This is a genomic window from Kribbella sp. NPDC054772 (assembly GCF_053611945.1).
Window position 1 is genome coordinate 236,466 of the sequence record NZ_JBSHBJ010000006.1, and the last position, 23,111, is coordinate 259,576.

21 protein-coding genes and 1 tRNA gene are annotated in these 23,111 nt (G+C 68.5%); 12 read left to right on the plus strand and 10 right to left on the minus strand.

What is annotated here, in order from left to right; translation table 11 throughout:
• The first annotated feature begins 163 nt into the window (after nucleotides 1–163).
• Together ACWGID_RS13265 and ACWGID_RS13270 are read left to right on the plus strand one after the other, a co-directional pair.
• Entirely contained in the window at nucleotides 164–1,345 is a 1,182-nt protein-coding gene (locus ACWGID_RS13265; RefSeq protein WP_452196694.1) for a sensor histidine kinase, read from the plus strand.
• Nucleotides 1,342–1,989 carry a response regulator gene (locus tag ACWGID_RS13270; protein ID WP_452196695.1) on the plus strand — a complete coding sequence of 216 codons (648 nt, stop codon included), beginning with the start codon at nucleotides 1,342–1,344 and terminating at the stop codon, nucleotides 1,987–1,989. Before ACWGID_RS13265 ends, ACWGID_RS13270 begins: the two co-directional genes overlap by 4 nt.
• Nucleotides 1,990–2,014: 25 nt before the next feature.
• Here the strand turns inward: ACWGID_RS13270 and ACWGID_RS13275 are convergent, their stop codons facing one another.
• Nucleotides 2,015–2,917, minus strand: coding sequence for an aminoglycoside phosphotransferase family protein (locus tag ACWGID_RS13275; RefSeq protein ID WP_452196696.1), 903 nt, complete (start codon nucleotides 2,915–2,917; stop codon nucleotides 2,015–2,017).
• A gap of 53 nt (nucleotides 2,918–2,970) precedes the next feature.
• Complete coding sequence (locus ACWGID_RS13280) at nucleotides 2,971–4,401, minus strand: META domain-containing protein (protein ID WP_452196697.1); 1,431 nt, start codon at nucleotides 4,399–4,401, stop codon at nucleotides 2,971–2,973.
• A gap of 132 nt (nucleotides 4,402–4,533) precedes the next feature.
• Between ACWGID_RS13280 and ACWGID_RS13285 the strand changes: the two genes are divergently transcribed.
• From ACWGID_RS13285 to ACWGID_RS13300, 4 genes are all read left to right on the plus strand, one after another.
• Nucleotides 4,534–5,466 carry a lactate/malate family dehydrogenase gene (locus ACWGID_RS13285; RefSeq protein ID WP_452196698.1) on the plus strand — a complete coding sequence of 311 codons (933 nt, stop codon included), beginning with the start codon at nucleotides 4,534–4,536 and terminating at the stop codon, nucleotides 5,464–5,466.
• A gap of 103 nt (nucleotides 5,467–5,569) precedes the next feature.
• Entirely contained in the window at nucleotides 5,570–6,205 is a 636-nt protein-coding gene (locus tag ACWGID_RS13290; RefSeq protein ID WP_452196699.1) for a trimeric intracellular cation channel family protein, read from the plus strand.
• A gap of 8 nt (nucleotides 6,206–6,213) precedes the next feature.
• Nucleotides 6,214–7,464 (plus strand): amidohydrolase, encoded by a 1,251-nt coding sequence (locus ACWGID_RS13295; protein ID WP_452196700.1) that lies wholly within the window; start codon nucleotides 6,214–6,216, stop codon nucleotides 7,462–7,464.
• Nucleotides 7,465–7,526: 62 nt separating this feature from the next.
• Nucleotides 7,527–8,465 (plus strand): aldo/keto reductase, encoded by a 939-nt coding sequence (locus ACWGID_RS13300; RefSeq protein WP_452196701.1) that lies wholly within the window; start codon nucleotides 7,527–7,529, stop codon nucleotides 8,463–8,465.
• 83 nt (nucleotides 8,466–8,548) lie between these two features.
• Here the strand turns inward: ACWGID_RS13300 and ACWGID_RS13305 are convergent, their stop codons facing one another.
• Complete coding sequence (locus tag ACWGID_RS13305; RefSeq protein ID WP_452196702.1) at nucleotides 8,549–8,929, minus strand: MerR family transcriptional regulator; 381 nt, start codon at nucleotides 8,927–8,929, stop codon at nucleotides 8,549–8,551.
• Between the two features lie 130 nt (nucleotides 8,930–9,059).
• Here ACWGID_RS13305 and ACWGID_RS13310 point away from each other — a divergent pair, with 130 nt between their 5' ends.
• Nucleotides 9,060–9,791 (plus strand): GAF and ANTAR domain-containing protein, encoded by a 732-nt coding sequence (locus ACWGID_RS13310; RefSeq protein ID WP_452196703.1) that lies wholly within the window; start codon nucleotides 9,060–9,062, stop codon nucleotides 9,789–9,791.
• A 72-nt stretch (nucleotides 9,792–9,863) separates the two neighbouring features.
• Here ACWGID_RS13310 and ACWGID_RS13315 read toward each other — a convergent pair whose 3' ends face one another.
• Nucleotides 9,864–10,529: an HAD family hydrolase gene (locus ACWGID_RS13315; RefSeq protein WP_452196704.1), complete on the minus strand. Its 666-nt coding sequence runs from the start codon at nucleotides 10,527–10,529 to the stop codon at nucleotides 9,864–9,866.
• A 274-nt stretch (nucleotides 10,530–10,803) separates the two neighbouring features.
• Between ACWGID_RS13315 and ACWGID_RS13320 the strand changes: the two genes are divergently transcribed.
• Nucleotides 10,804–11,295: a DUF6328 family protein gene (locus ACWGID_RS13320; protein ID WP_452196705.1), complete on the plus strand. Its 492-nt coding sequence runs from the start codon at nucleotides 10,804–10,806 to the stop codon at nucleotides 11,293–11,295.
• A gap of 21 nt (nucleotides 11,296–11,316) precedes the next feature.
• On the opposite strand, the gene ACWGID_RS13325 is transcribed toward ACWGID_RS13320, so the two are convergent.
• Together ACWGID_RS13325 and ACWGID_RS13330 are read right to left on the minus strand one after the other, a co-directional pair.
• Nucleotides 11,317–12,402: a carboxylate-amine ligase gene (locus ACWGID_RS13325; protein ID WP_452196706.1), complete on the minus strand. Its 1,086-nt coding sequence runs from the start codon at nucleotides 12,400–12,402 to the stop codon at nucleotides 11,317–11,319.
• 5 nt (nucleotides 12,403–12,407) lie between these two features.
• On the minus strand, nucleotides 12,408–13,481 hold the full coding sequence (locus ACWGID_RS13330; protein ID WP_452196707.1) for an iron-containing redox enzyme family protein: 1,074 nt from the start codon (nucleotides 13,479–13,481) through the stop codon (nucleotides 12,408–12,410).
• A 22-nt stretch (nucleotides 13,482–13,503) separates the two neighbouring features.
• Here ACWGID_RS13330 and ACWGID_RS13335 point away from each other — a divergent pair, with 22 nt between their 5' ends.
• A complete protein-coding gene (locus ACWGID_RS13335; protein ID WP_452196708.1) occupies nucleotides 13,504–13,698 on the plus strand; it encodes a CDGSH iron-sulfur domain-containing protein in 195 nt (64 codons plus the stop codon).
• Between the two features lie 53 nt (nucleotides 13,699–13,751).
• Here the strand turns inward: ACWGID_RS13335 and selD are convergent, their stop codons facing one another.
• Genes selD through fdh form a run of 4 tightly spaced genes read right to left on the minus strand, consistent with a single transcriptional unit; the run spans nucleotide 13,752 to nucleotide 19,735 of the window.
• Nucleotides 13,752–14,744, minus strand: a complete 993-nt coding sequence (selD, locus tag ACWGID_RS13340; RefSeq protein WP_452196709.1) for a selenide, water dikinase SelD — start codon at nucleotides 14,742–14,744, stop codon at nucleotides 13,752–13,754.
• Entirely contained in the window at nucleotides 14,741–15,628 is an 888-nt protein-coding gene (nrfD, locus tag ACWGID_RS13345) for an NrfD/PsrC family molybdoenzyme membrane anchor subunit (RefSeq protein WP_452196710.1), read from the minus strand. The genes selD and nrfD overlap by 4 nt, the downstream gene beginning before the upstream one ends.
• Nucleotides 15,629–15,639: 11 nt before the next feature.
• A complete protein-coding gene (locus ACWGID_RS13350; protein WP_452196711.1) occupies nucleotides 15,640–16,521 on the minus strand; it encodes a 4Fe-4S dicluster domain-containing protein in 882 nt (293 codons plus the stop codon).
• Entirely contained in the window at nucleotides 16,508–19,735 is a 3,228-nt protein-coding gene (gene fdh, locus ACWGID_RS13355; RefSeq protein WP_452196712.1) for a formate dehydrogenase, read from the minus strand. Before fdh ends, ACWGID_RS13350 begins: the two co-directional genes overlap by 14 nt.
• Before the next feature lie 83 nt (nucleotides 19,736–19,818).
• Here fdh and ACWGID_RS13360 point away from each other — a divergent pair.
• From ACWGID_RS13360 to selB, 3 genes are all read left to right on the plus strand, one after another.
• Nucleotides 19,819–19,913: transfer RNA gene (locus ACWGID_RS13360), tRNA-Sec, on the plus strand.
• A 20-nt stretch (nucleotides 19,914–19,933) separates the two neighbouring features.
• Nucleotides 19,934–21,265 (plus strand): L-seryl-tRNA(Sec) selenium transferase, encoded by a 1,332-nt coding sequence (selA, locus tag ACWGID_RS13365; RefSeq protein WP_452196713.1) that lies wholly within the window; start codon nucleotides 19,934–19,936, stop codon nucleotides 21,263–21,265.
• Nucleotides 21,256–23,043, plus strand: a complete 1,788-nt coding sequence (gene selB / locus ACWGID_RS13370) for a selenocysteine-specific translation elongation factor (protein WP_452196714.1) — start codon at nucleotides 21,256–21,258, stop codon at nucleotides 23,041–23,043. The genes selA and selB overlap by 10 nt, the downstream gene beginning before the upstream one ends.
• Nucleotides 23,044–23,111 lie beyond the last annotated feature (68 nt).

Below are 23,111 nucleotides of genomic sequence, written 5' to 3' on the forward strand. Positions count from 1 at the left end.
GCGCCCGCCCGCCCCCGGTCTGTGTGGCGGTCTCTCTATACCCCGCGCGGGCTCACCGCCCCCCCGCTCGTGTGGGGGTGGGGGGGGGGGGGGGGGGTGGGCCCCCCCCCCCCGTCACAGTAGCGTCGGTACGACACGAACCTCAGGAAGGACGGCTCCCCCGGTGATCCGTACCGCCAACCGCCCGCTGCGCCTCGGCCTGGTGGTCCTCGAGTTCGCGCTGCTCGCGGGCCTGAACGGCGAGCAGGCGGTCCGGATGATCGTCGGCCGGTCCCCGTCCGTCGGCGAGTTGCTCTACTTCGCGGCCGGGCTGGTGCTGTCGGTGCTTGCGGTGGCGCGTCGCCGGTACCCCGAACGGGTCGCCCAGCTCGCGGCCTCTGGGATCGCGATCTCGGCGGTGGTCAGCCTCATCGGCTACCTGGCACATCCCGCTGCGAAGATCACCGACGACTGCGAAACCTTGGGTCTGCTGCTCCTGGTCGGGGCGAGCTGCCATCGCGTGCGGCCGCGCTATGCCGGTGGGATCGCGGTCCTCGGCGGGCTGGCGATCGTCTCCGGTCCGGTACTGCGGTACGACGTCAACTCGACGACTCTCGCGGTAGCCGCGTTGTGGGCGATGTTGTGGGGCGCCAGTGTCGCGATCGGATTGATGCTGCGCGACGGCGACGCCCGCCGCGAGGCCGCGCTGGCCATCGCCCGGAACCGGGAGCGACTCGCACTCGCCCGCGAGCTGCACGACCTGGTCGCGCACCACATCACGGGGGTGGTGGTGCGCACCCAGGCCGCTCAGCTGGTGGTTGCCGACGGCCCCGAACAGGACCTCCTCCACGACATCGAGCGAGCAGGCGCCGAAGCCTTGGGCGCCGTACGACGGCTCGTCATGATGCTGCGCAGCCCGGAACAGACGCTGCCGCTGACCAGCGGGGACCTGGTGGAGACGATCGAGGCAGCTGTCGGTGATGATCCGGCCGTTGCCCTGGAGTTGGCGCCCGGGCTGGCGGAGCTCGGCGTTGCGCCGGAGACCGTGTCGACCGTGCATCGCGTCGTACTCGAGTCGCTGGTCAACGTCCGCAAGCACGCTCCGCAGGCTCGCCGGGTGACAGTCGCGGTGACTGCCACGCCGGATCAGCGGTGGCTGCGCGTCGACGTACGGAACGACGGGGTCCGGCACCGGCGTTCGGCCGGCGGCTACGGGCTGATCGGGATGGGTGAGCGCATCGACGCGCTCGATGGCAAGCTGTCGGCCGGCGAACACGGCGACCACGGATGGCGTGTTCTCGCCGAGCTACCGCTGCCGGGCGGTGTGGCCGCGACCCGTACTACACAGGAGGAACCAGCATCGTGACACTGCGGGTCTTGCTCGCCGACGACCAGGCGCTCGTCCGTACCGGCTTCCGGCTGATCCTCGAACGGGAACCCGGCATCGAGGTGGTCGGCGAGGCCGAGGACGGCAAACAAGCCGTCGCCTTGGCCCAGGAGCTCCGCCCCGACGTCACCCTGATGGACATCCGCATGCCCCTCATGGACGGTCTGACCGCCACTCGCCTCCTGGCCGGCCCCGACGTCGCCGACCCACTACGCGTCCTCGTCGTCACGACCTTCGACCTGGACGAACTGGTGCACGAAGCGCTTCGCTCCGGTGCGTGTGGCTTCCTCCTCAAGGACGCCGGCCCACGACTCCTGGTGGAAGCGGTGCACGCGGCAGCGAACGGCGAGTCCTTGGTCTCCCCCTCGATCACCACGCGCCTGTTGGCTCATTTCACGACGTCGACAGCCCGCACCCGCAAAGCCAACCCGCCCCTGACCCAACGCGAACTGGACGTCACCAAAGCCATCGCCCGCGGCCGAACCAACGCCGAGATCACCGAAGAACTGACGATCTCCCTGTCCACCGTCAAGTCCCACCTGGCCTCGATCCAACGCAAGACCACCGCTCGCAACCGCACCGAAATCGCCGTCTGGGCGTGGGAATCAGGCCTCGTCCATTAGGTGAAGACCAGCGGCCCATCGACGGCTACGGCATCGACAAGCCAGCGACTGTCTCTGCTGCCCGGAGCGAGTCCCTGCCGAGAGGCTGAAAATCAATCTGCGTGCAGAGCAGTCCTGTCGACACCCGCTCGATCACGCCCCATTCCCAAGTCGCCACTGGATCCAGACCCGTCCGAGCGGCCAGCCAACGGGCTCGCTCCAACGGGTCGCCAGCGAGCAACTCGACCGGGTCGCCACGCATCAGGACACCCAGGTCGTACTCGGCCTCCGCAAGCACACCATCCGGATCGACCAGCTTGAAGCCGCCATCACTCTCGAGCGCGTTCAGTTGGTGTACGTCGCCGTGGACCAAGACGGCTGTCTCGTCGCGGTGCGCGCGCTCCCGCCGTACCGCCGAGGCAAGGGCGTGCTCGATCACCTTCTCGGAACAGGGGTGATCGAGTTCCTCCCACAACCGCGCAATGAAGTCGGCGAGCCACCGCGCCTTCTCGGCACCGGTAGGCAGTCCCGAGTCCGGCGCCGGCCGCCAGATCCGCGCCGCGGTATCGCACAGAATCTCGAGACGGCGCGAGAGCGGTAGGCCGAGCTCGAACATCGGCCGCCCCAGTCGTTCCATGAGCAGGGCACCCCGGTCGGCGTCGTACTCGTAGAGCGCCGGGCATCCTTCCCCATCAACAATGCGCAGCACCGTCGCCTCGTTGGAGGCGGCGTTCCCCAGGCTCGGCATCAGTACTTTGAGAATCGCTGAGGTTCCGTCCGCCCGCGTCGCATCGGCCACGAAGGCCTCGGACCCGCCCGCATACGCGCGGCCCACGCTGATCGACCAGTCAGCCTCAAGACTCGCGACAAGCTCAGGCAGTCGCTCGAGCCAGTCCTCGACCCCGGCCGCGCGAAGCTTGTTGCGCAAGGCGTCGGGTACGTCGATCACTCCCGCAGTCTCACATCGATCACCAGCCAGGGCACACGATTTACCCGGCCGCTCTACTCGGCTGTCAGGTCGAGGCCGATGCCGGACGGGGCTATGAGGGTCAGCCGGTTGTGATCGATGGTGTACGCGACCGCGCGCCCAAGGCTCGCGAGAATTGCGGTCTGCAGCGCGGCGGTCGCGGCTGTGCAGGCCTCGTCGGTGACGGCGACGTCGCTGAAGTGCAGTTCGGTGTTGTTGCGGCTGACGGTGCCGGTGAGGTGGTTGCACCCGGTCCAGCCGGTCAGGTGGCCGTCGTTGAAGGCAATCCACGCCTGCTCGGCCTTGTGGTGGTACTGGCGCAGGTCGGCGTTGGTGATGGAGGTGACGACGTTCCACCTGGTCCCGTCGAGGGGGAAATCTGGTTCGGCGAGCTTGCGGTCGAGCAGCGTGATCGTCGTACCACCTGAGGCGAGGGTGAGCTTGTCTCCGTCCAGCCGCCATGACGGCCTGCTCATCAGCAACGCCTTCAACCATTCCTCCTGGTCTCGCAACGGCGGTCTGCAGCCGACCGTAGTACCGCCGACGCCGTCGATCCACAGGCTGCCGTCGGTCAGCAGTTCGCCGGCCGCGACGGCTGCACCGATGCGGTTGCAGCCGACGTGCGCGCGTACGACGTCGTACACCCGCGGACCGTCCGCGTTCTTGTTCGGCATGCGCTCGAACTGCAGCCGGATTCGCGTGTTCGGCTGTAGGTGCTTGGGTTCGCCGTGCTCGACCACCGCGGTCGACAGGTAGGTCTTGCCCAGCAGCGTAGGACTCGACCCGTCGAGTTCGGCGACCGTGGATCTGAACTCGCGCAGTCGGTCCAGGAGTACGTCGGGTCCGCCCGCCGCCTGGTCCCTGAAGCCCGAGCGATGAAGTGCCGGTTGGCCGTCCGCGTCGACCCGGATCACTGTGCTCGCTGCGTGCGTGGCGGCCGGCGTGCGGAGGTGATCGGCGTCGATGATCATCGTGCGGGCCGGAAACTGCGATCGGGCTTCGGCGGCTGACGCGGCCGGAGCTTCGCCGGTTCGGTTGGCGCTGCTTCCGTACAAGAACGGATGACTTTCCCACAAGAACGCCAGCGGACCCCAGTAGCCGTCGAAGAACAGCACCCAGCCGTCCTGGACAGCCGGCGTCAGCCACTCGGGCATCGCCGGGTCCGACCGGATCGGCGCCAGTACGGTGATGCGCTCGGCGAGCGCGAAGTCGACCATGGCAAGGGCATCGGCACGAAGATCGAGGTACCGGAACAGCTGATCGTGCGCGGCCTCCGAATGGACCGAGATCCCGACCGGCTGGTCGACGGGGCGACCTTTCAGAGCATTCACCGCACGGGGATCCCGGGCCACCACGACGTACGTCATCGGGCTGGGAGTGGCCACGACGACAGCCGAGCCCTCTCGCAGCGCCTCGACCGCATACATCTGCGCGCGATCGAACTCAGGCAGATCCATCACCGACATTCCCCAAGTATCAGCCGGTTTCGCCATGCCGACCATCTCCGGCACCGGCCGATCTGTGGACCCCAACCTGGTCACGATCCATGATCGAACAGACAGGTTCCTGTACGGCGCGGTGCGAACCGAGGAGGCCCGATGAAAGTTGGCGTGATCGGCGTGGGCGCCGTCGGAGCGGCCGTGACGATGGCACTCCTGACCCGAGGATGCGCTCGCGAGATCGTCCTCGTCGACCAGAATCGTGCTCGCGCCACGGGGGTGGCGCGGGACATCGATTACGGGCTGCCGTTCGTGCCGCCGGTCGATGTCACCGACGGCGAAGCGACCGACCTTGCCGGCGCCGACCTGTTGATCATCACCGCGGGGGTCAACGAGGCGACTGGCGGTGCCACCGACCGCAACGACCCGACGGGGCGTCTGCGCCTGCTGAATCGCAACGCCGCGATCTACCGCGACCTCGTGCCTCAGCTGACGAGCACCGCGCCGGACGCCACGATCATGGTGGTCACGGACCCGCCCGACCCGCTGGCGGAACTGACTCGAACTCTGGCCGGGCACAACCGGGTGTTCTCAACGGGCACCGTGCTGGACAGCCTGCGTTTCCGCCGCCACCTCAGTCTGCGGCTGCAGGTGCGCGCAGACGACGTACAGGCCCTCGTCGTCGGTGAACACGGTACGAGCGAGGTCATGTTGTGGTCATCCGCGAACGTACGCGGCGTACCGGTGCTGGACATCTTGTCCCGGCGGGGTGAGCCGGTGGACCAGGCGCGGGCGGAGGTCGAGTCGGAGATCCGATACGCGAACATCAGCATCATCGAAGGCATCGGCGCGAGCCAGTACGGCATCGGGCTCGTCGTGGCGCGTCTGGCCGAGGCGGTCCTACGGGACGAACAAGCGTTGTACACAGTGGCCGCACATGACCCCGATCGCCAGGTCACGCTGTCCTTGCTGTCAGCGCTCGGGTCCCACGGGGTCGCGCACACGTACGTACCTGCCATGACGGACGACGAGCAGGAGGCGCTCGAGCGCAGCGCCGAGATCCTCAGACAAGCCACGCGAAGCATCACCTAGGCTGCGATGCCCTTCGCCGTGTGGAATTAATTGCTGCGTACAACAAAGGGTGGACAGTGCGATGGTGCTGGTTCGCCGGTCGTGAGTCCGGTAGACAGGATTGGTGAGCACCGCGTCGTCGACCTTTCTGGTTCTGGACCTGACCGGCACGTTCGCGTTCGCGTTGAACGGCGCGCTGACGGCACTGCGGGTCGCTCGGGTCGACATCGTTGGGGTGGTCACGCTCGGGATGCTCACCGCGCTGGGTGGTGGGATCATCCGTGACATCCTCCTGAACGCGCTGCCGCCGGCGACCTTCAGCGACTGGCGGTACCTGACGGTGGCGGCCGTCGGCGGCCTGGTGGCGTTCGTGTTCGGCCGCCACCTCGACCGGCTCGCGAAACCGATCCTGCTACTGGATGCTGCCGGACTGAGCCTGTTCGCGGTCAGCGGGGCGCTCAAGGGACTCCAGTTCGGGGTCGGCTTCGGCCAGGCGATCATCCTGGGCACGATCACCGCGGTCGGCGGCGGAACGCTGCGTGACGTGCTCATCCGCGAGATCCCGTCGGTGCTGACCAGCGGCCTGTACGCGATCCCTGCGCTGCTGGGCGCGGTGGTGGTGGTCGCCGCGGACAGGTTCGGGGCGACGGGTCTCCCGGCCGCGATCGTCGCAGCCGCCGTCTGTTTCGTCGTACGGATGCTCGGTGTCCGCTACGACCTCAACGCACCGAAGGCTCCGGGCACCAAACGCGGAGCATGATGGACGACATGGACAGCCAAGCAGTCGCCGCAATCATCGACCGTCTCGATGCTGTCCGCCCCTGGCAGGAGGACTTCTACCGCAACCTGCACGCCCACCCCGAGCTCTCGCACGAAGAGCGCCGTACCGCCGGCACCGTGGCTGCCCGGCTACGCGCCGCAGGCTGCGAGGTCCACGAAAACGTGGGTGCGACCGGTGTGGTCGGCATCCTGCGTAATGGCGACGGCCCCAGCCTGCTGTTACGCGCCGACATGGATGCCCTCCCGGTTCGTGAGCAGACCGGCCTGTCGTATGCCAGCACCGAAACCTCCGCGGACGGCACCGCAGTGATGCATGCCTGTGGTCACGACGTCCACGTGATCTGCTTGCTCGGCGCGATGGCGTTGATGTCAGACTCAACCGACCGCTGGTCGGGGACCCTGGTCGCGGTGTTCCAACCGGCCGAGGAGACCGGGGACGGCGCCAAGGCGATGGTCGACGACGGCCTGGTCGAACTGGTGGGACCCGTCGACGCGGCGTTGGCCCAGCACGTCCTGCCGTTCCCGTCCGGCACGATCGGAACCCGGCCAGGCCCGGTACTGTCCGCCGCCGACAGCCTGCGGATCACGGTCCACGGACGCGGCGCCCATGGATCCATGCCACAGGCCGCCGTCGACCCCGTCGTACTCGCGGCGATGATCGTCATCCGCCTGCAAACCGTCGTGGCCCGCGAGGTCGCACCCGGAGACACCGCGGTCCTGACCGTCGGCAGCATCCAGGCCGGTACGAAGAGCAACGTCATCCCCGACCACGCCGTACTCCAACTGAACGTTCGCACGTACGACGACCACGCCCGAACCACCGTCCTCGCCGCGATCGAGCGGATAGTCCGCGCCGAATGCGACGCCTCCGGATCACCGAAGGAACCCGAGTTCCACCTGCTGGACCACTACCCTCTCACCAGCAACGACACCGACACCACCGACCGCGTCGCGTCAGCGTTCGCGGACTACTTCGGCAACCGCGCCGACCAGCTGCCACAGCAGAGCGCCAGCGAGGACTTCAGCGACATACCGAACGCCCTCGACACGCCGTACACGTACTGGGGAATCGGCGGCATCGACCCCGACACTTACCACAAGGCCGAACAAGCCGGCCGGATCGCACAGGACATCCCCGTCAACCACTCCGCCGCCTTCGCACCCGTGATCCAGCCGACCCTCGACACCGGCACCCAAGCACTCGTCGTCGCCGCGATCGCCTGGCTCGGTCACCGCTGACTTTCTGCTCTCGTCGGAAGGCGGCTTGACCTGGAGTGCGCTCCAGCAATGAGGGTGGTGCCATGAACGCACCCACGATGGCCCTCGGGACGATGTACTTCGGCACGAGGGTGGACGAACGGACCGCCTTCTCGATCCTCGACCGGTACGCCGAACTCGGCGGAACCTTCATCGATACCTCCGACAACTACAGCTTCTGGACCTCCGAGACCGGCTTCGGCGGCCAGAGTGAGGCGCTGCTGGGCCGTTGGCTCGCGTCCAACCCCGGGGTCCGCGTCCGCCTCAGCACCAAGGTCGGCGCCCAGCCCACGCGGGTCGGCGGGTTCCCCGACCACCTCGAAGGGCTGCGCGGGGACGTCGTACGCGGCGCCATGAAACAGAGCTTGGAGCGGCTGGGCGTGGACGCTGTGGACCTGTACTGGGCACACGTCGAAGACCCGGCCGTACCGGTGGAGGACCTGGTCGAGACGTTCGGCGGCCTTGTCCGTGACGGCCTGACCGCTCGCTGGGGGCTGTCCAACCACCCGTCCTGGCTGCTCGAGCGGATCCGGGCCGCTGCCGAACGCGCCGACCAACCGCAACCAACTGCCTATCAGCAGCGCTACTCCTACCTTCAGCCCGCCGGCGGCATGCCCGTGGAGGGCCAGCCGATCCCGCTGGGAATGCTGTCAGCGGACGGCCTCGACTTCCTACGGCGCAACCCGTCGTTCGACGGCTGGGTCTACACCGCCACCCTGCTGGGTCGATACGACCGCGACGACCGCCCACTCGAGCCCGAGTACCGCCACCCCGGCACCGACAGCCGACTAGCAGCACTGATCCGTATCGCCACCGCCCGCGGACTCCGCCCCGGCCAGGTGGTGCTCGCGTGGCTAGCCTCCGGCACCCCGGCACTGACCCCAATCGTCGGAGTCAGCAGCGTCGACCAGGTCGAACAGGCCGTGGTGGGCGCGTCCACCATCCTCACCGAGGACGAACTTGCTGCGCTGAACGCCGCATAGCCGAGCCCCCGGATCAATCGCGGGCGCAGCGTCCGTCGCGGGCGCGGCCGCAGCACGCCGGACAGTCCGGATGACGGAGTGGTTCAGGACGTCGCGTGTTCCGTCCGGCGGAGTTCCGCGCGGTACCAGTCCGTCTTCTCCTCAACCCGGGCGAGGGTCGCGTCCAACTCGGTGATCCTCGCCCGGATCGAGGCCGCGTGCTCCTCGAGCAGAGCGACCCGCTCCGGCATCGTGGCGTCGTCCCGGCTCAACTCGCCGTACCGACGCAACTGCTCGATGGACATCCCTGTATCCCGCAGGCAATGCAGGAACCCGAGCATCCACAGATCGCCCTCGCTGTACACCCGCCGCCCACCAGCACTCCGCTCAATAGGCGGCAGAATGCCTTCGCGCTCGTAATACCGCAACGTATCGATGCTGAACCCAGACTGTGCGGCCGCCTCGGCCGGCGAGTAGGTCGTCATCACAAAAACCTAACAGCCCAGGTCCCCTGCGGTCATGGCATACATCGCGCGCTATCGGGTACGGGCGAAGTGTTGGGCAGTCGTAGTGGTGACATGCTCTCAACCCGCTACGCCACAGCCCGCCAAGAGAATGACACGCGTCCGTCCAGACCCCGCGGAGGTGACGTCAATGTTGGCTGAACTTACTGTTCCTGAGGACTTGGCCGAAACTTTCGGCCGGTTTGCGCTGGAACTGGAGTCCGCCGAAGGGACCGAGGCGACGGTCGAGACCATCAGCCGGTACGCCCTCCGGGTCCTCGCATGTGACCGCGTAGGAATCTCGCTCGCGGCCGCAAGCGGTGGTATCGCCGTCGCGCACACAACCGACGCGATCGTGGCGCGGGTGCTGCGATGGCAGCTCGAAGTCGGTGATGGTCCGATGCTGCACGCGTTCACCTCTGCGGTCGCGGTGCACATCACAGATCCCGCCACCGACACCCGGTGGCCGCTGTGGAGCCGGCTTGTCGCCGAGCTCCCGATGAACGCGATCATGCACGTTCCCCTGACCAACGGCCGCGCTGCGATCGGGGCCCTGTCGCTCTACCACGACAGGCCGCACGCCTTCGGACGTGACGACGAAGAGTTGGCTCGTATCCTCGCGCTGCACGCCTCGCTGGCCATGACCCAGCTCCGTCACGAAGAGCAGCTCGCGGAGGCGATGGACACCCACAAACTGGTCGGCCAGGCGATGGGGATCCTGATCGAACGCAATGACCTCACCAGCGATCAGGCCTTCGACGAACTCCGCCGTCGTTCGCAGCATGCCCACCTCACCCACCGTGCCACTGCCCAGGAAATCATCGCCACCCGAGCAACAAACTGAGCCTGCGCCCAAACCCCTTTTTACGGGAAGCGGACGGACGGCATTGGGGTAGCAGGTCGGTCGTGCAAGATCTCAGGCGAGTGGGGTGTCGTCTATCGCGTCCAAGAGATCGCGTGGGGTGTCGTAGATGGCTGCCGCGCCCGCCTCGCGGAGTTCGTCGTCTCCGAAGCCGCCGGAACGGACCATGAGTGACGGCATGCCGATTTTCTGGGCGGCCTGCACATCCCACACAGAGTCCCCGACCAGGACGCTGGACGCATCGGACGACGCGCCGAGCTTCTTCAGCGCCACGTGGAGCAGGTCCGGCGCCGGTTTCGACGCTTCGACGTCGGCGCTGCTCGTCCAGTCGTCCACGATGTCGCGCGCGTCCAACTTGTCCAGGAACACGTCCACGTGGTCCTGCTGCGCGGAGCTCGCCAGCACCAGCCGGTGATGACGCTCCTTGATCGCCAGAAGCAGGTCGCGGGCGCCGGGAAGTGGCGCCATCTCGTCCAGCAGCGGGTCGACCTCGTTCCGCTGCTGTTCGCGAACGTCGTCACCGACGCGGTCCTCCAACTCGTCTCCACCGAGCGCCGTGAGCAACTGATCCCCGCCCATCCCGATCAGCCGGTGCAGCCGCCAGACCGGATAGGTCTCCCCCACCGACCGCAGCGCCCGGTACCAAGCCAAAGCATGCTGGTAGTTCGAGTCGATGAGCGTCCCATCGATGTCGAGGATGGCGATACCTGAATCGGTCACACTCGTTGCGGTACCCGACATTCCGGGCCTCAACCCGCCCGGTCTCAGACAGAGGTCGGTGAGACCTTCGTGTCGGTTGCCGAGCGGCGCGTGTGGGGATCGGCTCACCGCCGGGCAGGAGCGTACTCGTGGTCACGGAGTACGCGGGCGAGGTGGGCGGCGTTGGCTGCGGCGGTCTTGGTCGTGACGCCCGTGCTGTCAGGCTTCGGACCCGACGCGTATTCAGGTCTGATTGCGGGCACCGGCCAGGTCATGAGGAGCAAGGGCTGACGGCATGACTTCCGAGCGGCTGAGCTACCGGCGTGGTGACGAGAGCTCCGGCGAGCGACTCGACCGGCACTGGAACGAGCTCCTGCAAGAACTGCGGCTTGTCCAGACCGGAACACAGATCCTGTTGGCCTTCCTGCTGGGGATCGCGTTCCAGAATCAGTTCCACACCGCGGACAGGTTCACCCACGCCGTCTATGCCTGCACGCTGCTCGCCGCTGCGGTAGCCGTCTCCTTGTTCCTCGCCCCAGTGGCGTTCCATCGCTTCTTGTACCGGGAAGGCCTGCGCGACCGCCTGATCATCATCACCGACCGCCTGGTGCGGGTCGGCATGGTCTTCCTCGTCGCATCAGTCGGTGGCGGAGTGCTGATCGCTTTGAACGTCGTCCTTCCCCGGCTCGCCGCAACCGCCCTGGTCATCGGGCTTCTGGCGTGGTTCTGCGTGCTGTGGCTGGCGTTGCCGGCCTACGTCCGGCACAAGCGCGACGTACCCCGCTGATCCACGGTTCACCCGGCAACTTCAGCGGTTGAAAGTATCGGCCAGCCACGGGACGACGCCCTCGGCGCCGAGGGCTCGCAGATGTTCGACCGGCGGCTCCTCGACCATGAGCCGTACATCGTCGAGACTGTCCGTCGCGTACGGCTCGGCGGCATCGATGAGCTCGTGCAGACGACGCCGGGTCGCTCGCGCCTCACCGGTGCGCAGATCGAGCAGCTCGCCCCGTACGCCGTCGCGCAGCGCCGCCCAACGGTTCTCTGCGATCCTCCAGCTCGGCGCCGGCGACGCGGGCTCACCGCTGCGGTGCAGGTCGGCGAACCTGGCACCGAGCGCATACACGAACCGCGTGATTGCGCTGGTCTGCCGCACCGTCGCCTGGACGTCGAGAACCCGCAGTTCGAGCGTGCCGTAGCCAACGTGCGGCCGAAGCTCCCACCACCACTCCGACGCATCGCCCACGGCTCCTCCTCGTACCGTCCAGGCAAGATCAGCGGCGTACTGCTCCCAGGAGGCGATGATCGGAGGCACGCCTTGGCGCGGCAACTGCGCCGCGATCACCGGCCGCACCGAGCACAATCCGGTGTCGCGTCCGCCCGCGTACGGCGCGGCGCCGGCCAACGCCGCCAACTCGGGCAGGACGTTCCGCAGCCTGTGGTAGACGTCCAGCGTGCAGTCGGCGTCGCCGAAGGCCAGATGGACCTGCAACGAAGAGACCAGCTGCCGGCCGATCACCTCACGGTAACGGGCAGCGAGCGCGCCCGATCGCTCCGTGTGCGACAACCCAACGGGTCCGTCGAGCTGCGGGTGAACGGGCGTCGCGATCGCGGCCACCGTGGCGTCGCAGGCCTTGGAGATCAGCGCTCGACAGGCCCTGAGCTCGTCGACAGCATCTGCGACGCAGGTGTGCACCGAGGTCGCGATCTCGAGTTGGCACGCGGGCAGTTCCTGCTTCACACGAGGGTCGTCGACATCCCCGATCACGGCGGCTGCCGCTGCCGGCAGCCAGGTTGCGCGGTCCACGAGGAGTAGTTCCTCTTCGAACCCGACGGTTCCGGCCTCGGTCGCAGAGAATCGCGACCGAAGTAGCTCGGCATCGGTGATCGCCACGCGAGTCAACTCTGCACGTGCGGGGTCTTCGCGACGACGGTGGACGTATCCGCCGATGACGCTGTGGAACTCAGCTGTCGTGTGCGGTCCGGCTGATCCGCAGACCACGAGGTCAGTAGCTGTTCGGCGAAGAGGTCGTCGACAGTCAGTGCGCAGCGTGCACCGAACAATACGTCGCCGATCGCCTCGGGATGCTGACGGACGTAGTTGCCGCACAGGTCGTGCGCCGCGATCTGCTCGTGGACCGCGTCGGCTTCGACATGCTCGGTGAAGTAGCGGGCCTCGTCCTCCGAGGCACCGAGCCGGATCGCTCCCGTCGCGTACTGCCGGTTGGGCACCGTGGACGTCATCTCGAGCGCGGCGAGATGACCGAGCAGAGCACCGGTCCACCGACGGTGGATCGCGAACAGCGACATCACGTTCGACACGGCGAGCGTGACCGCCGGTACGTCGGGAACGTAGTACCCGTAGCTGTCGTCGAGGCCGAGCCACCGCATCGTCGTACGGAAGAGCTCCGAGTGCATGCGGTCCGGGCGGCCACCGCCGTACTCGTCGGCCTCGATCTCGACCAGTGCCGCCTTCGCCGCGCCGTCCAGCCGCGGGATGCCGAAGCTGTGCGGGTCGGCCTCCTTCAGCTGGTAGATCGACCGGTTCAGCACGAACTCACGGAACTGTTCCTTCGTCGCATGCCGGCGCAGGTACGGCGCGAAGCGCGGACCGTCGGCGCTCTCGACCAGGGATCGCAACTGTTCCGCGACGGGCTGTGCACTGGGCTCGACCCGGCAGTTCGCTTCCAGCCACCCCGACCACGGGTCCTCCAGACGGGAGCGGAACGCGATGACGACCGGATCCCACTGCAGGTCCGGATCCACATCGTCGAACCCGCGGTACTGCAGCTCGTAAGCGACCCAGAGGGCCAACTGGAGATCGTCGTCGGAGTACGGATCGGCGCACGACGCGACCCTCGGGGCCGCGGTCTCGCAGCCCTGGAACCGATGGGTCATCCAGCGGCTGAGAGGCCCGCGGGGTGCTGGTAGCTGCATGCGCATCCGGTACCCGCCACGCAGTCGTGAACGCATCTCCCGTGGGTACCGCCAAGTTATGACCGAGATTCGTGCGTACCCGGACGGACCGCTGCTGGTGCGGGGCGAGTTCGAGCTCATCGACGAGAACGGCGATCCGATCCCCGCGTCGCGCCGTACGATCGCGCTCTGTCGCTGCGGCCGCACCGCGATCCCGCCGCTCTGCGACGGCACCCATGCCCTCCCCCGTCGTACCGCGCGCTCCTCGGAGTAGGCGTCAGCGATCCAGCAGCACCTTCACCATGCCGGACCATGCCGCCGGCTACGTCACGCGACCCGGATGCGCGGCGGCCCAGGGATCAGTTCGCCGACCACCGGACAGCCCGGGATCTCCCCCGCCACGAGCAGGCCGCCCGAGGTCTGGGCATCGGCCAGCAGCAGCAACTCCTCCTCGGACAGCGACGAGTCCAGCGAATTCCGGACCCAGTCGAGGTTCCGGCGGCTCCCGCCCGGCACGAACCCCGCTGCCAACGCCTCACGGGAACCCTCGAGGCACGGTACGGCGGCAGCCTCGACCACCGCTCCGACCTCACTCGCCCGGACCAGCTTCAGCAGGTGACCGAGCAGCCCGAACCCGGTGATGTCGGTCGCGCAGACCGCCCCCGCAGCGAGCGCGGCACGCGACGCGTCCCGGTTGAGCGTGGTCATCGTCGCCACCGCCTGCGCGAACACCTCACCGGTCGCCTTGTGCCGATTGTTCAGCACGCCCAACCCGAGCGGCTTCGTCAACGTCAACGGCGTCCCGGGCCGCCCGGCATCGTTGCGCAGCAAGCGATCAGGGTCGGCGATCCCGGTGACCGCGAGACCGTACTTCGGCTCGGGATCATCGATGCTGTGCCCACCGGCCAGGTACGTCCCGGCCTCCGCACAGATGTCAGCAGCACCCCGCAGTACGTCGCCCGCGAGCGCGAACGGAATACGGTCGCGCGGCCACGCCAGCAGGTTCACCGCAACGATCGGCTCACCGCCCATCGCGTATACGTCCGACAGTGCGTTCGCCGCGGCGATCCGTCCCCAGTCGTGCGGATCGTCAACGACCGGTGTGAAGAAGTCCGCGGTCGTCACCACAGCACGATGACCGTCGATCCGCACCACAGCGGCGTCGTCCCCGTGCTCCAGACCGACCACCAACTCCCCGTCGGCCCGACCGGCCGGCAACCCGCCCACAAGGCGTTCCAGCTCACCGGGCGGGATCTTGCACGCACAACCACCACCGGCCGCGTACTGAGTCATCCGCACGGGCGACGCCAAGTCGGTCACTGCCCGCTCCGTTCACGTTGCGGAACGACGGTGTACTTCGGATCGCGCGCGGACGCCAGCCCCGCCTGGAACACGCCGAATCTCGTGAGCACAGAGCCGGCGAGGTACGCCGTACCGGCCAGCGCGGACACGACACGGGATCGGCGGCCGAAGGGCGTCAGCGCGGCACCAGCCGCCGTCAGTCCCCGTGCGATCTTCAGCAGCGTTCCGGGACGTCCGTCGCGGTAGACCTCCGCATGGATCCCCAGTCGGCGGATCATCACCTCCGATGCCGCGAGCTCCGTGACGCCGCCGATGATCGCCATCCGGCGGGCCGGCCCGGCTTCGGCCTTCGGTGCGGCGACCATCGCGAGACCGCCCGCGGCCGCCGCCGCGCTGCCCGCGAACACGAACGGCAACTCCCGATGCGCCTCGTGCCAGGCCGGCACCGCCGTGTCGGCGATCAGCACCGCGGTGTACGTCGCCAGCGCGGGCCCCAGCACCCCGGCGCCGACGCCGGCCACTCGACCCACGAACCGCAGCCTGCCGCTGTACTCGGTCGCGGCCGCAGCCGCCGACAACCCGCTGAACGGTGCAAGGACCCATGACCCGACCGACAGCGGTGAGGTGATCTTCAGGACCCGCAGCATGTTCAGGAAACGTTCCGGACGTCCGAGATCGTGGACCAGCAGACCGGAGCCGAGCGCGGACCCGGCCGCCGCCGCAGTCCTTGCCACGCGCAACAGTCCCGGACGTCCGGTCAGCGCGGCGCCCTCGGCGAGCAGCGCCGACGCACCGGCCACGCCACCGGCGAACAGGTACAGCGGGACGTCCGGCTGCTTCCACACCGGCTCCTTCAGGATCGGCCGTCCGTAGTACGAGTCGAACTCTGGCTCCGGGACCATCCGGCGTTCCTTCACCGCCGACCTCCCGCGAACACCGCGACCGCGACACCGAGCAGGGCACCGGCCGCGGCCGCCGCATGCTTCCACATCGATTCGAGATCGTGGGTGGTGACGACCGGGTCCGGCGGCATGCCGTACACCTCCGGCTCGTCGAGCAGCAGGAAGAACGCGCCGTCGCCGCCAACGCCGTCATCCGGGTCGGCGCCGTACAGCCGGGCCACGTCGACGCCTTGGTCGTGCAGGTCCTCGACGCGTTTGTCCGCCCGCTCGCGCAGTTCGTCCAGGGGTCCGAACTGGATCGAGTCCGTCGGGCAGGCCTTCGCGCACGCGGGTTCCTCGCCGACCGTCAGGCGGTCGTAGCACATCGTGCACTTGAACACGCGGCCGTCGTTCTTGCGCTGGTCGATCACGCCGTACGGGCAGGCCGGAACGCAGTACCCACAGCCGTTGCAGATGTCCTCCTGCACGACCACGGTGCCGTACTCGGTGCGGAACAGCGCGCCGGTCGGGCAGACATCCAGGCAGGCCGCGTGCGTGCAGTGCTTGCAGACGTCGGACGACATCAGCCACGCGACGTCCTTCTGCTCCTCCGGTGGACCCACTCCGGGCAGTCCGAGATCGACGGTCGTCACCGGGGCCGGTTTCTCGACGAAGGCGACGTGCCGCCAGGTATCCGCGCTCAGCTGGGTGGTGTTGTCGTACGACGTCCCGGTGAACTCGATGCCGTCGTCGGACAGCTCGTTCCACTCCTTGCACGCGACCTCGCACGCCTTGCAGCCGATGCAGATCGAGGTGTCGGTGAAGAACCCGACCCGCGGTGGATGGTCCTCGTCGTAGCCCGCGTCGGCAGAGACGTCCGCGAGCGGTCCGAAGAATCGGTCAGCCAGCGCCATCGGGACTCCCTCCGTCGAGCCGCCTGCGGTAGGCCTCGACGTACGCGAGCAGGTCCGCGCCGCGTGGGCGCCGTCCCGGTCGTACGTCGCAGGTGCCCACCTTGTCCTGGATGTACACATTGGGATCGAGCGTCACGTTCACCAGATCGTTCTGCGAGTCGCCGGTGGTCAGACCGCGGCCGCCCCAGTGGTACGGCAGGCCGACCTGCTCGACGGTCTGGTCGCCGAGCCGCAACGACCGCATGCGGTCGGTCACCAGCACCCGCGCCTCGATCGCGCTCCGGGTGGTGACGATCGTCGCCCAGCCACCGTTGGTCAGCCCGCGCTCGGCGGCCAGCCGCGGTGAGACCTCACAGAACATCGCCGGTTGCAGCTCCGACAGGTACGGCAGCGTGCGACTCATACCGCCGGCCGTGTGGTGCTCGGTCAACCGGTAGCTGGTGAAGACGTACGGGAACACCTCCGACAACGACGGGTTCAACGGGTTCGCGGCATGCTCCAGCCGGAACCTGGCCGGGTTGTTCTGCCGGTCGTACAGCGGGTTGCGGACCGGCGACTCGGGCGGCTCGTAGAATGCCGGCATCGGTCCGTCGGCCAGCCCGACAGGAGCGAACAACCAGCCCTTCCCGTCGGTCTGCATCACGAACGGATCCCGGCCACCGATCGCATCCGGCCCCTGTGCGTCGTCATCCGGCACATGATCCGGCGCCCGGTCCGGAATGAAGTCCGGTACGTCGTGACCGGTCCACTTCCCGTTCTCGGCATCCCACCAGACGTACGCCTTCCGCTCGCTCCACGGCTTCCCGTCCGGATCCGCGGACGCCCGGTTGTACAAGATCCGCCGGTTCGCCGGCCACGCCCAGCCCCACTCGGGCGCGACCCACGACTGGTCGGTCCCGGGTTTGCGCCGGGCCGCCTGGTTCACCTCGTCGGCGTACACACCGCAATAGATCCAGCAGCCGCACCGGGTGCTGCCGTCGGCCTTCAGCTCCGTGTACGCCGACAACGCGTGATCGTCCTGCGTCCCGTTGATCTCACGCAGCACCGCTTCCGCTCGGGGCTCCCGCAGCGGGCCTTCCTGCCCGTAGTCCCAGGTGAGATCCAGCAACGGGCGGTCCCGCTCGTCAGTGGATCCGGCCAGCTTCGCCCGCAGCCGCTGGCCGAGCTCGTAGTAGAACTGCAGGTCGCTGCGGGCGTCGTCCGGCGGCTCTACCGCCTTGTGGTGCCACTGCAACATCCGCTGCGTGTTGGTGAACGAACCTGACTTCTCGGTGTGCGCGGCCGCGGGCAGGAAGTACACCTCGGTACCGATCTCCTCGGTGCTCATCTCACCGGTGCCGAGCTCCGGCCCGTCCTTCCAGAATGTCGCCGTCTCGATCATCGCCAGGTCGCGCACCACCAGCCAATCCAGGTTCGCCAGGCCGAGACGCTGCATCTTGCCGTTCGCGGAACCGACCGCCGGGTTCTCGCCGATCACGAAGTAGCCCTTGACCTGGCCCTCGATCTGCCCGATCACGGTCTCGTACGTCGAGTGGTGGCCGGTCAGCCGCGGCAGATAGTCGAAGCAGTAGTCGTTGTCCGCCGTCGCCGCATCGCCCCACCAGGACTTGAGCAGGCTGATCGTGTACGCGTCCATGTTGCCCCAGAAGCCGGTCTTGCCCGCATCCTCCGCGACGTATTCCTGGAGGTTCAGGTGGTGCTCGGCGTGGGGCATCGGGAGGTACCCGGGGAGCAGGTTGAACAGCGTCGGGATGTCCGTGGAGCCCTGGATGCTGGCATGTCCGCGCAGCGCCATGATGCCGCCGCCGGGACGGCCGATGTTGCCCAGCAGCAACTGCAGGATCGCGGCAGTCCGGATGTTCTGTACGCCGGTGCTGTGATGCGTCCATCCGACCGAGTACACGAACGCGCCGGTCTTGTCGCGTCCACTGGCCGAGGTCAGAGCATCGGCGACCTGGCGGAACTTGTCGGGGCTGATCCCACAAACCTGCTCCACCATCTCCGGCGTGTAGCGGGCGAAGTGCCGCTTCAGAATCTGGTAGACGCACCGCGGATGCTGCAGCGTCTCGTCACGCTCGGGCTTGAACTCGACCGCCGGACCGCCAGAACCTGCCGCCTCGGACCGCGCCGCCTTGTGGGCACCGGCGTCGTCGCTGCTGCGGTGGCCCTTCTGCCCGCGCTTCGTCCCGGCCGCGGCGTCCGCCTCGGCGCCCTCGTAGTGCCACGAGACCGCGTCGTACGACCCCGTCTCCGGGTCGAATCCGGAGAACAAGCCGTCCAGGTCGTCGGTGTCGCGGAAGTCCGCACTGATGATCGCCGCCGCGTTCGTGTACGGGACGACGTACTCACGGAAGTCGAGCTCGTTGCTCAGCACGTGGTTGACGAGCGCGCCGAGGAACGCGATATCGGTTCCGGCCCGGATCGGCAGGTGCAGGTCGGCGACCGCCGACGTCCGGGTGAACCGCGGGTCGACGTGAATCACCGTCGCACCCCGTGCTTTGGCCTCCATCACCCACTGGAACCCGACCGGATGGCACTCGGCCATGTTCGAGCCCTCGATGAGGATCACATCCGCGTTGGCCAGATCCTGCTGGAATCCGGTGGCGCCGCCGCGCCCGAACGAGGCCCCCAGACCGGGGACCGTCGAGGAGTGTCAAATACGCGCCTGGTTCTCGATCTGGATCGCGCCCATCGCCGTGTAGAGCTTCTTCATGAGGTAGTTCTCCTCGTTGTCGAGGGTCGCTCCTCCGAGGCTGGCGATGCCCATCGTGCGACGGACCCGATTGCCGTCCTGCTCCCACTGCCAGGTCTCGTCCCGGGTCTTCAGCACGCGGTCCGCGATCATCTCCATCGCGGTGTCGAGGTCCAGTTCCTCCCAGTCGGTTCCGTGCGGGCGCCGGTAGCGCACCTTCGTCTCACGCAACGACGAGGTGACGAGCTGCTTGCTGGCGCTGCCCTTCGGACACAGCCGGCCGCGCGACACCGGGCTCTTCGGATCACCCTCGATCTGGATGACCCGCTCGTCCTTGACGAACACCCGTTGCCCGCAGCCCACCGCGCAGTACGGGCAGATCGAGTCGACGACCCGGTCCGCGTCCGCGATGCGCCCGCGCAAGGCCGCCGTCCGCTTCGATCTCGCCGCTTTGCCACGCCCGAGCCGGTCCGGGCCGCGGAGCTGCCGCAGCACCGGCCAAGGGAGACCTTCGACGGACATGACCCCCCAGTACGCCGAAGTGGCCCGCCGCAAACGTTCATGCGTGGAAAAAGGTCCGAATGGGCACTGCACCAGCGACTCGTGGAGGCGTACCTCGTCTGGTGACGGGCGCGGTCTTCAAAGCCGTTGTGGCCGGGCATCCCGGCCAGGCGGGTTCGATTCCCGTCCGCCTCCGCCAACCACGTCCCGGAGGTGCCGGTGTCCGCAGCCGATCGTGACGGCGACCGTGCCCAGCGCGTCGCTGGTGACGATCCGCGCCGCGCGACACCGCGCACCGACCGGGTGCTGGCCGATCCGCAGCTGACCGACGCAATCACGCGCCTCGGTCGGCCGGCGGTCAAGCAGACGGTCGTCGACGCACTCGCCCGCTGCCGCTCCGGCGCGATCTCCCCCGCCGACGTCGTACCCGCGGTCCTCGCCGCACTCCCCAGCGCGCCCACCTCTCTGCGGCAGGTCATCAACGCGACAGGAGTCGTCGTCCACACGAACCTCGGGCGCGCGCCCCTGTCCGAGGCGGCACAGCAGGCGCTCGCACTGGCTGCTGGACCGACCGACGTCGAGCTCGATCTGCGGACCGGTGCACGCGGGAAGCGGGGCGCGCCGGCACTCGCCGCACTGGCTGCGGCCGTCCCCGACGCGGGCGGCGTGCACGTGGTCAACAACGGCGCCGCGGCCCTGGCGCTCGCCGCCTGCGCACTCGCCGCGGCACGCTCGATCGTGATCGCCCGGGGTGAACTGGTCGAGATCGGCGACGGTTTCCGCATCCCTGAACTGCTCTCCTCGGTCGGCGCCACCCTCCGCGAGGTCGGTACGACGAACCGCGTCCGGCTCGCCGACTACCAGGCGGCTGTCGACGACTCGACCGCGTTCGTCCTCAAGGTTCACCCGTCCAACTTCCGCGTCGAGGGCTTCACCTCCACCGTCTCGATCGCCGAGTTGTCCACCCTGCCGGTCCCCGTGGTCGCCGATCTCGGCTCCGGGCTACTGCAGCCGCACCCTCGTCTCCCCGAGGAGCCCGACGCGACCTCCGCGCTGCGTGCCGGGGCAGCGCTCGTCACGGCCTCCGGCGACAAGCTCCTCGGCGGGCCGCAGTGCGGACTCCTCCTCGGCGACCGCGCACTGGTCGAGCGGCTGCGCCGCTTCCCGTTCGCCCGGGCGCTTCGGGTCGACAAGCTCACCCTGGCCGCTCTGGAGGCGACGCTGACCGGTCCCCCGACGCCGGTTGCCGAGGCGCTGGCCACGAACCCCGACGAGCTCTTCGCGCGGGCGAAGCACCTGGCGAGCGCGCTGGGTGCGGAGGCGGTTCGGTCGACGGCTGCGGTCGGCGGCGGAGGCGCACCCGGCGTCGAGCTGGAGAGTGCGGCCGTCGCACTCGATCCGCGGTGGGCCGAACCGTTGCGAATGCTCGACCCGGCGGTCGTCGGCCATGTCGTACGCGGACGGTTGCTGCTCGATCTGATCGCGGTACCGCCGGCGCAGGACGACGTACTCGTGGAGGCTGTGCGACAGCTGGTTCGGCGATGCACGTAATCGCCACTGCCGGGCATGTCGACCACGGGAAGTCGACGCTCGTCCGGGCGCTCACCGGATCGGACCCGGACCGGCTCGAGGAAGAGCGACGGCGCGGACTGACGATCAGTCTCGGCTACTGCTGGACCGAGCTCCCCGGCGTGGGTGAGGTTGCGTTCGTCGACGTACCGGGGCACGAACGGTTCCTCGCCACCATGCTGTCCGGGGTCGGCCCGGTGCCGGCCGTTCTGTTCGTGGTCGCCGCCGACGACGCCTGGATGCCGCAGGCCGCCGAGCATCTCGCGGCCCTGGACGCCTTCGGGGTCCGGCACGGCGTGGTTGCCGTGACACGTTCGGATCTGGCCGATCCTGAACCGATCGCAGCCCGAACCCGTGCGGAGCTCGGCCGGACGGCGTTGCGCGGCGCGCCGATCGTCTCGGTGAGCGGCCGGACCGGGCACGGCATCGACGAACTCCGCGATGCCCTGACAACGCTGGCGGCCGCGCTCCCGGTCGCCGATCCACGTGCCGACGTCCGGCTGTGGGTCGACCGGAGCTTCACCGTGCACGGCGCCGGAACGGTCGTCACCGGCACCTTGACCGCGGGAACCATCGCGCGCGGTGACCGACTCGCGCTCGGGGACGGCGAGGTCAGGGTCCGCGGGATCGAGGCACTCGGCCGCTCCCGCGACCAGGTGAGCGGCGTCGCCCGGGTCGCACTCAACCTCGGCAGCAAGGTCCCCGACGCTCTCGGTCGGGACAGCGTGCTGGTCACCCCGGACGCATGGCAGTGGACGACCTCAGCGGACGTCGTCCTGCAACCAGCAAATCCCGACTCAGCCCGATCGGCCGACGTACCAGGGCGGGCCGACCTCGTGCTGCACATCGGTGCTGTGGCCGAGCATGTTCATTTCCGCGCGCTCGGCGCGCAGCACGCCCGGCTGCTGTTCCACCGCCCGCTCCCACTCCGGATCGGCGATCGCGCCATCCTCCGGGATCCTGGCAGCCGGCGACTGTGGGGAGTCACCGTGGTCGACCCGATTCCGCCCGCGATCGACCGCCGCGGCGCCGCGCGCCGACGAGCCTTCGAACTGGCGACGGCCGGCGGCGAGCCCGCTGCCGAGGTTCAGCGACGCAGTCCGGTCCGCGCCTCGCTACTCCGCCGGATCGGCATTGACCCGGATACCGCGAACGCTGTGCGCGTCGGAGACTGGCTGCTCGCCCCGGATCACGCCGCGGCTCTGCGCACCGAACTCACGAACCTGGTGGCGACACGGTCCGCAGACCAACCGCTCGATCCCGGACTGCCGCTGACCACAGCGGCCCAGCTCCTCGCCCTCCCGTCTGCCGAGCTCGTGAGGGTCCTCGTCAGTCCTCCGCTCCGACTCGCCGGCGGACGAGTACTTAACGGCGACGCGAACCTCCCACCGGATCTCCTGGAGGCAATCGCCAAACTCACCGATCAGATCCGCCAGCAGCCGTACCGGGCGCCCGAGGCAGCCGAGCTCGAAGCCGCAGGTCTCGACAAGCGTGCACTCGCCGCCGCGGACCGAGCCCATCTGCTGCTCCGCCTCGCCGACACGGTCGTGCTCCTCCCCGGCGCCGACGAGACCGCGGTACGACGACTCGCGCACCTGCCGCAGCCCTTCACCGCCAGCGAGGCACGACGCTGCCTCGACAGCACTCGGCGCGTCGTCGTACCACTGCTCGAACACCTCGACCGCCGCGGACTCACCCGCCGGCTCCCCGACGGTCGAAGAACCACCGTGCCGGAGCCAACCGTCGAACGGCAGGAGTGAGAGCGAATGCCCATGGACACGACACAAGGCGTCACGGTCGTCGTGACCAGAGTCGTACGCCTGCTCGG

Excerpts from the sequence above, each read along its gene's own strand:
- ACWGID_RS13280 (WP_452196697.1), bottom strand. The coding sequence starts at position 4,401 with ATGTCGGTGATGGATCTGCCTGAGTTCGATCGCGCGCAGATGTATGCG.
- ACWGID_RS13285 (WP_452196698.1), top strand. The coding sequence starts at position 4,534 with ATGAAAGTTGGCGTGATCGGCGTGGGCGCCGTCGGAGCGGCCGTGACG.
- ACWGID_RS13295 (WP_452196700.1), top strand. The coding sequence starts at position 6,214 with ATGGACAGCCAAGCAGTCGCCGCAATCATCGACCGTCTCGATGCTGTC.
- ACWGID_RS13300 (WP_452196701.1), top strand. The coding sequence starts at position 7,527 with ATGAACGCACCCACGATGGCCCTCGGGACGATGTACTTCGGCACGAGG.
- ACWGID_RS13305 (WP_452196702.1), bottom strand. The coding sequence starts at position 8,929 with ATGACGACCTACTCGCCGGCCGAGGCGGCCGCACAGTCTGGGTTCAGC.
- ACWGID_RS13310 (WP_452196703.1), top strand. The coding sequence starts at position 9,060 with ATGACACGCGTCCGTCCAGACCCCGCGGAGGTGACGTCAATGTTGGCT.
- ACWGID_RS13320 (WP_452196705.1), top strand. The coding sequence starts at position 10,804 with ATGACTTCCGAGCGGCTGAGCTACCGGCGTGGTGACGAGAGCTCCGGC.
- ACWGID_RS13330 (WP_452196707.1), bottom strand. The coding sequence starts at position 13,481 with ATGCGTTCACGACTGCGTGGCGGGTACCGGATGCGCATGCAGCTACCA.
- ACWGID_RS13335 (WP_452196708.1), top strand. The coding sequence starts at position 13,504 with ATGACCGAGATTCGTGCGTACCCGGACGGACCGCTGCTGGTGCGGGGC.
- nrfD (WP_452196710.1), bottom strand. The coding sequence starts at position 15,628 with ATGGTCCCGGAGCCAGAGTTCGACTCGTACTACGGACGGCCGATCCTG.
- ACWGID_RS13350 (WP_452196711.1), bottom strand. The coding sequence starts at position 16,521 with ATGGCGCTGGCTGACCGATTCTTCGGACCGCTCGCGGACGTCTCTGCC.
- selB (WP_452196714.1), top strand. The coding sequence starts at position 21,256 with ATGCACGTAATCGCCACTGCCGGGCATGTCGACCACGGGAAGTCGACG.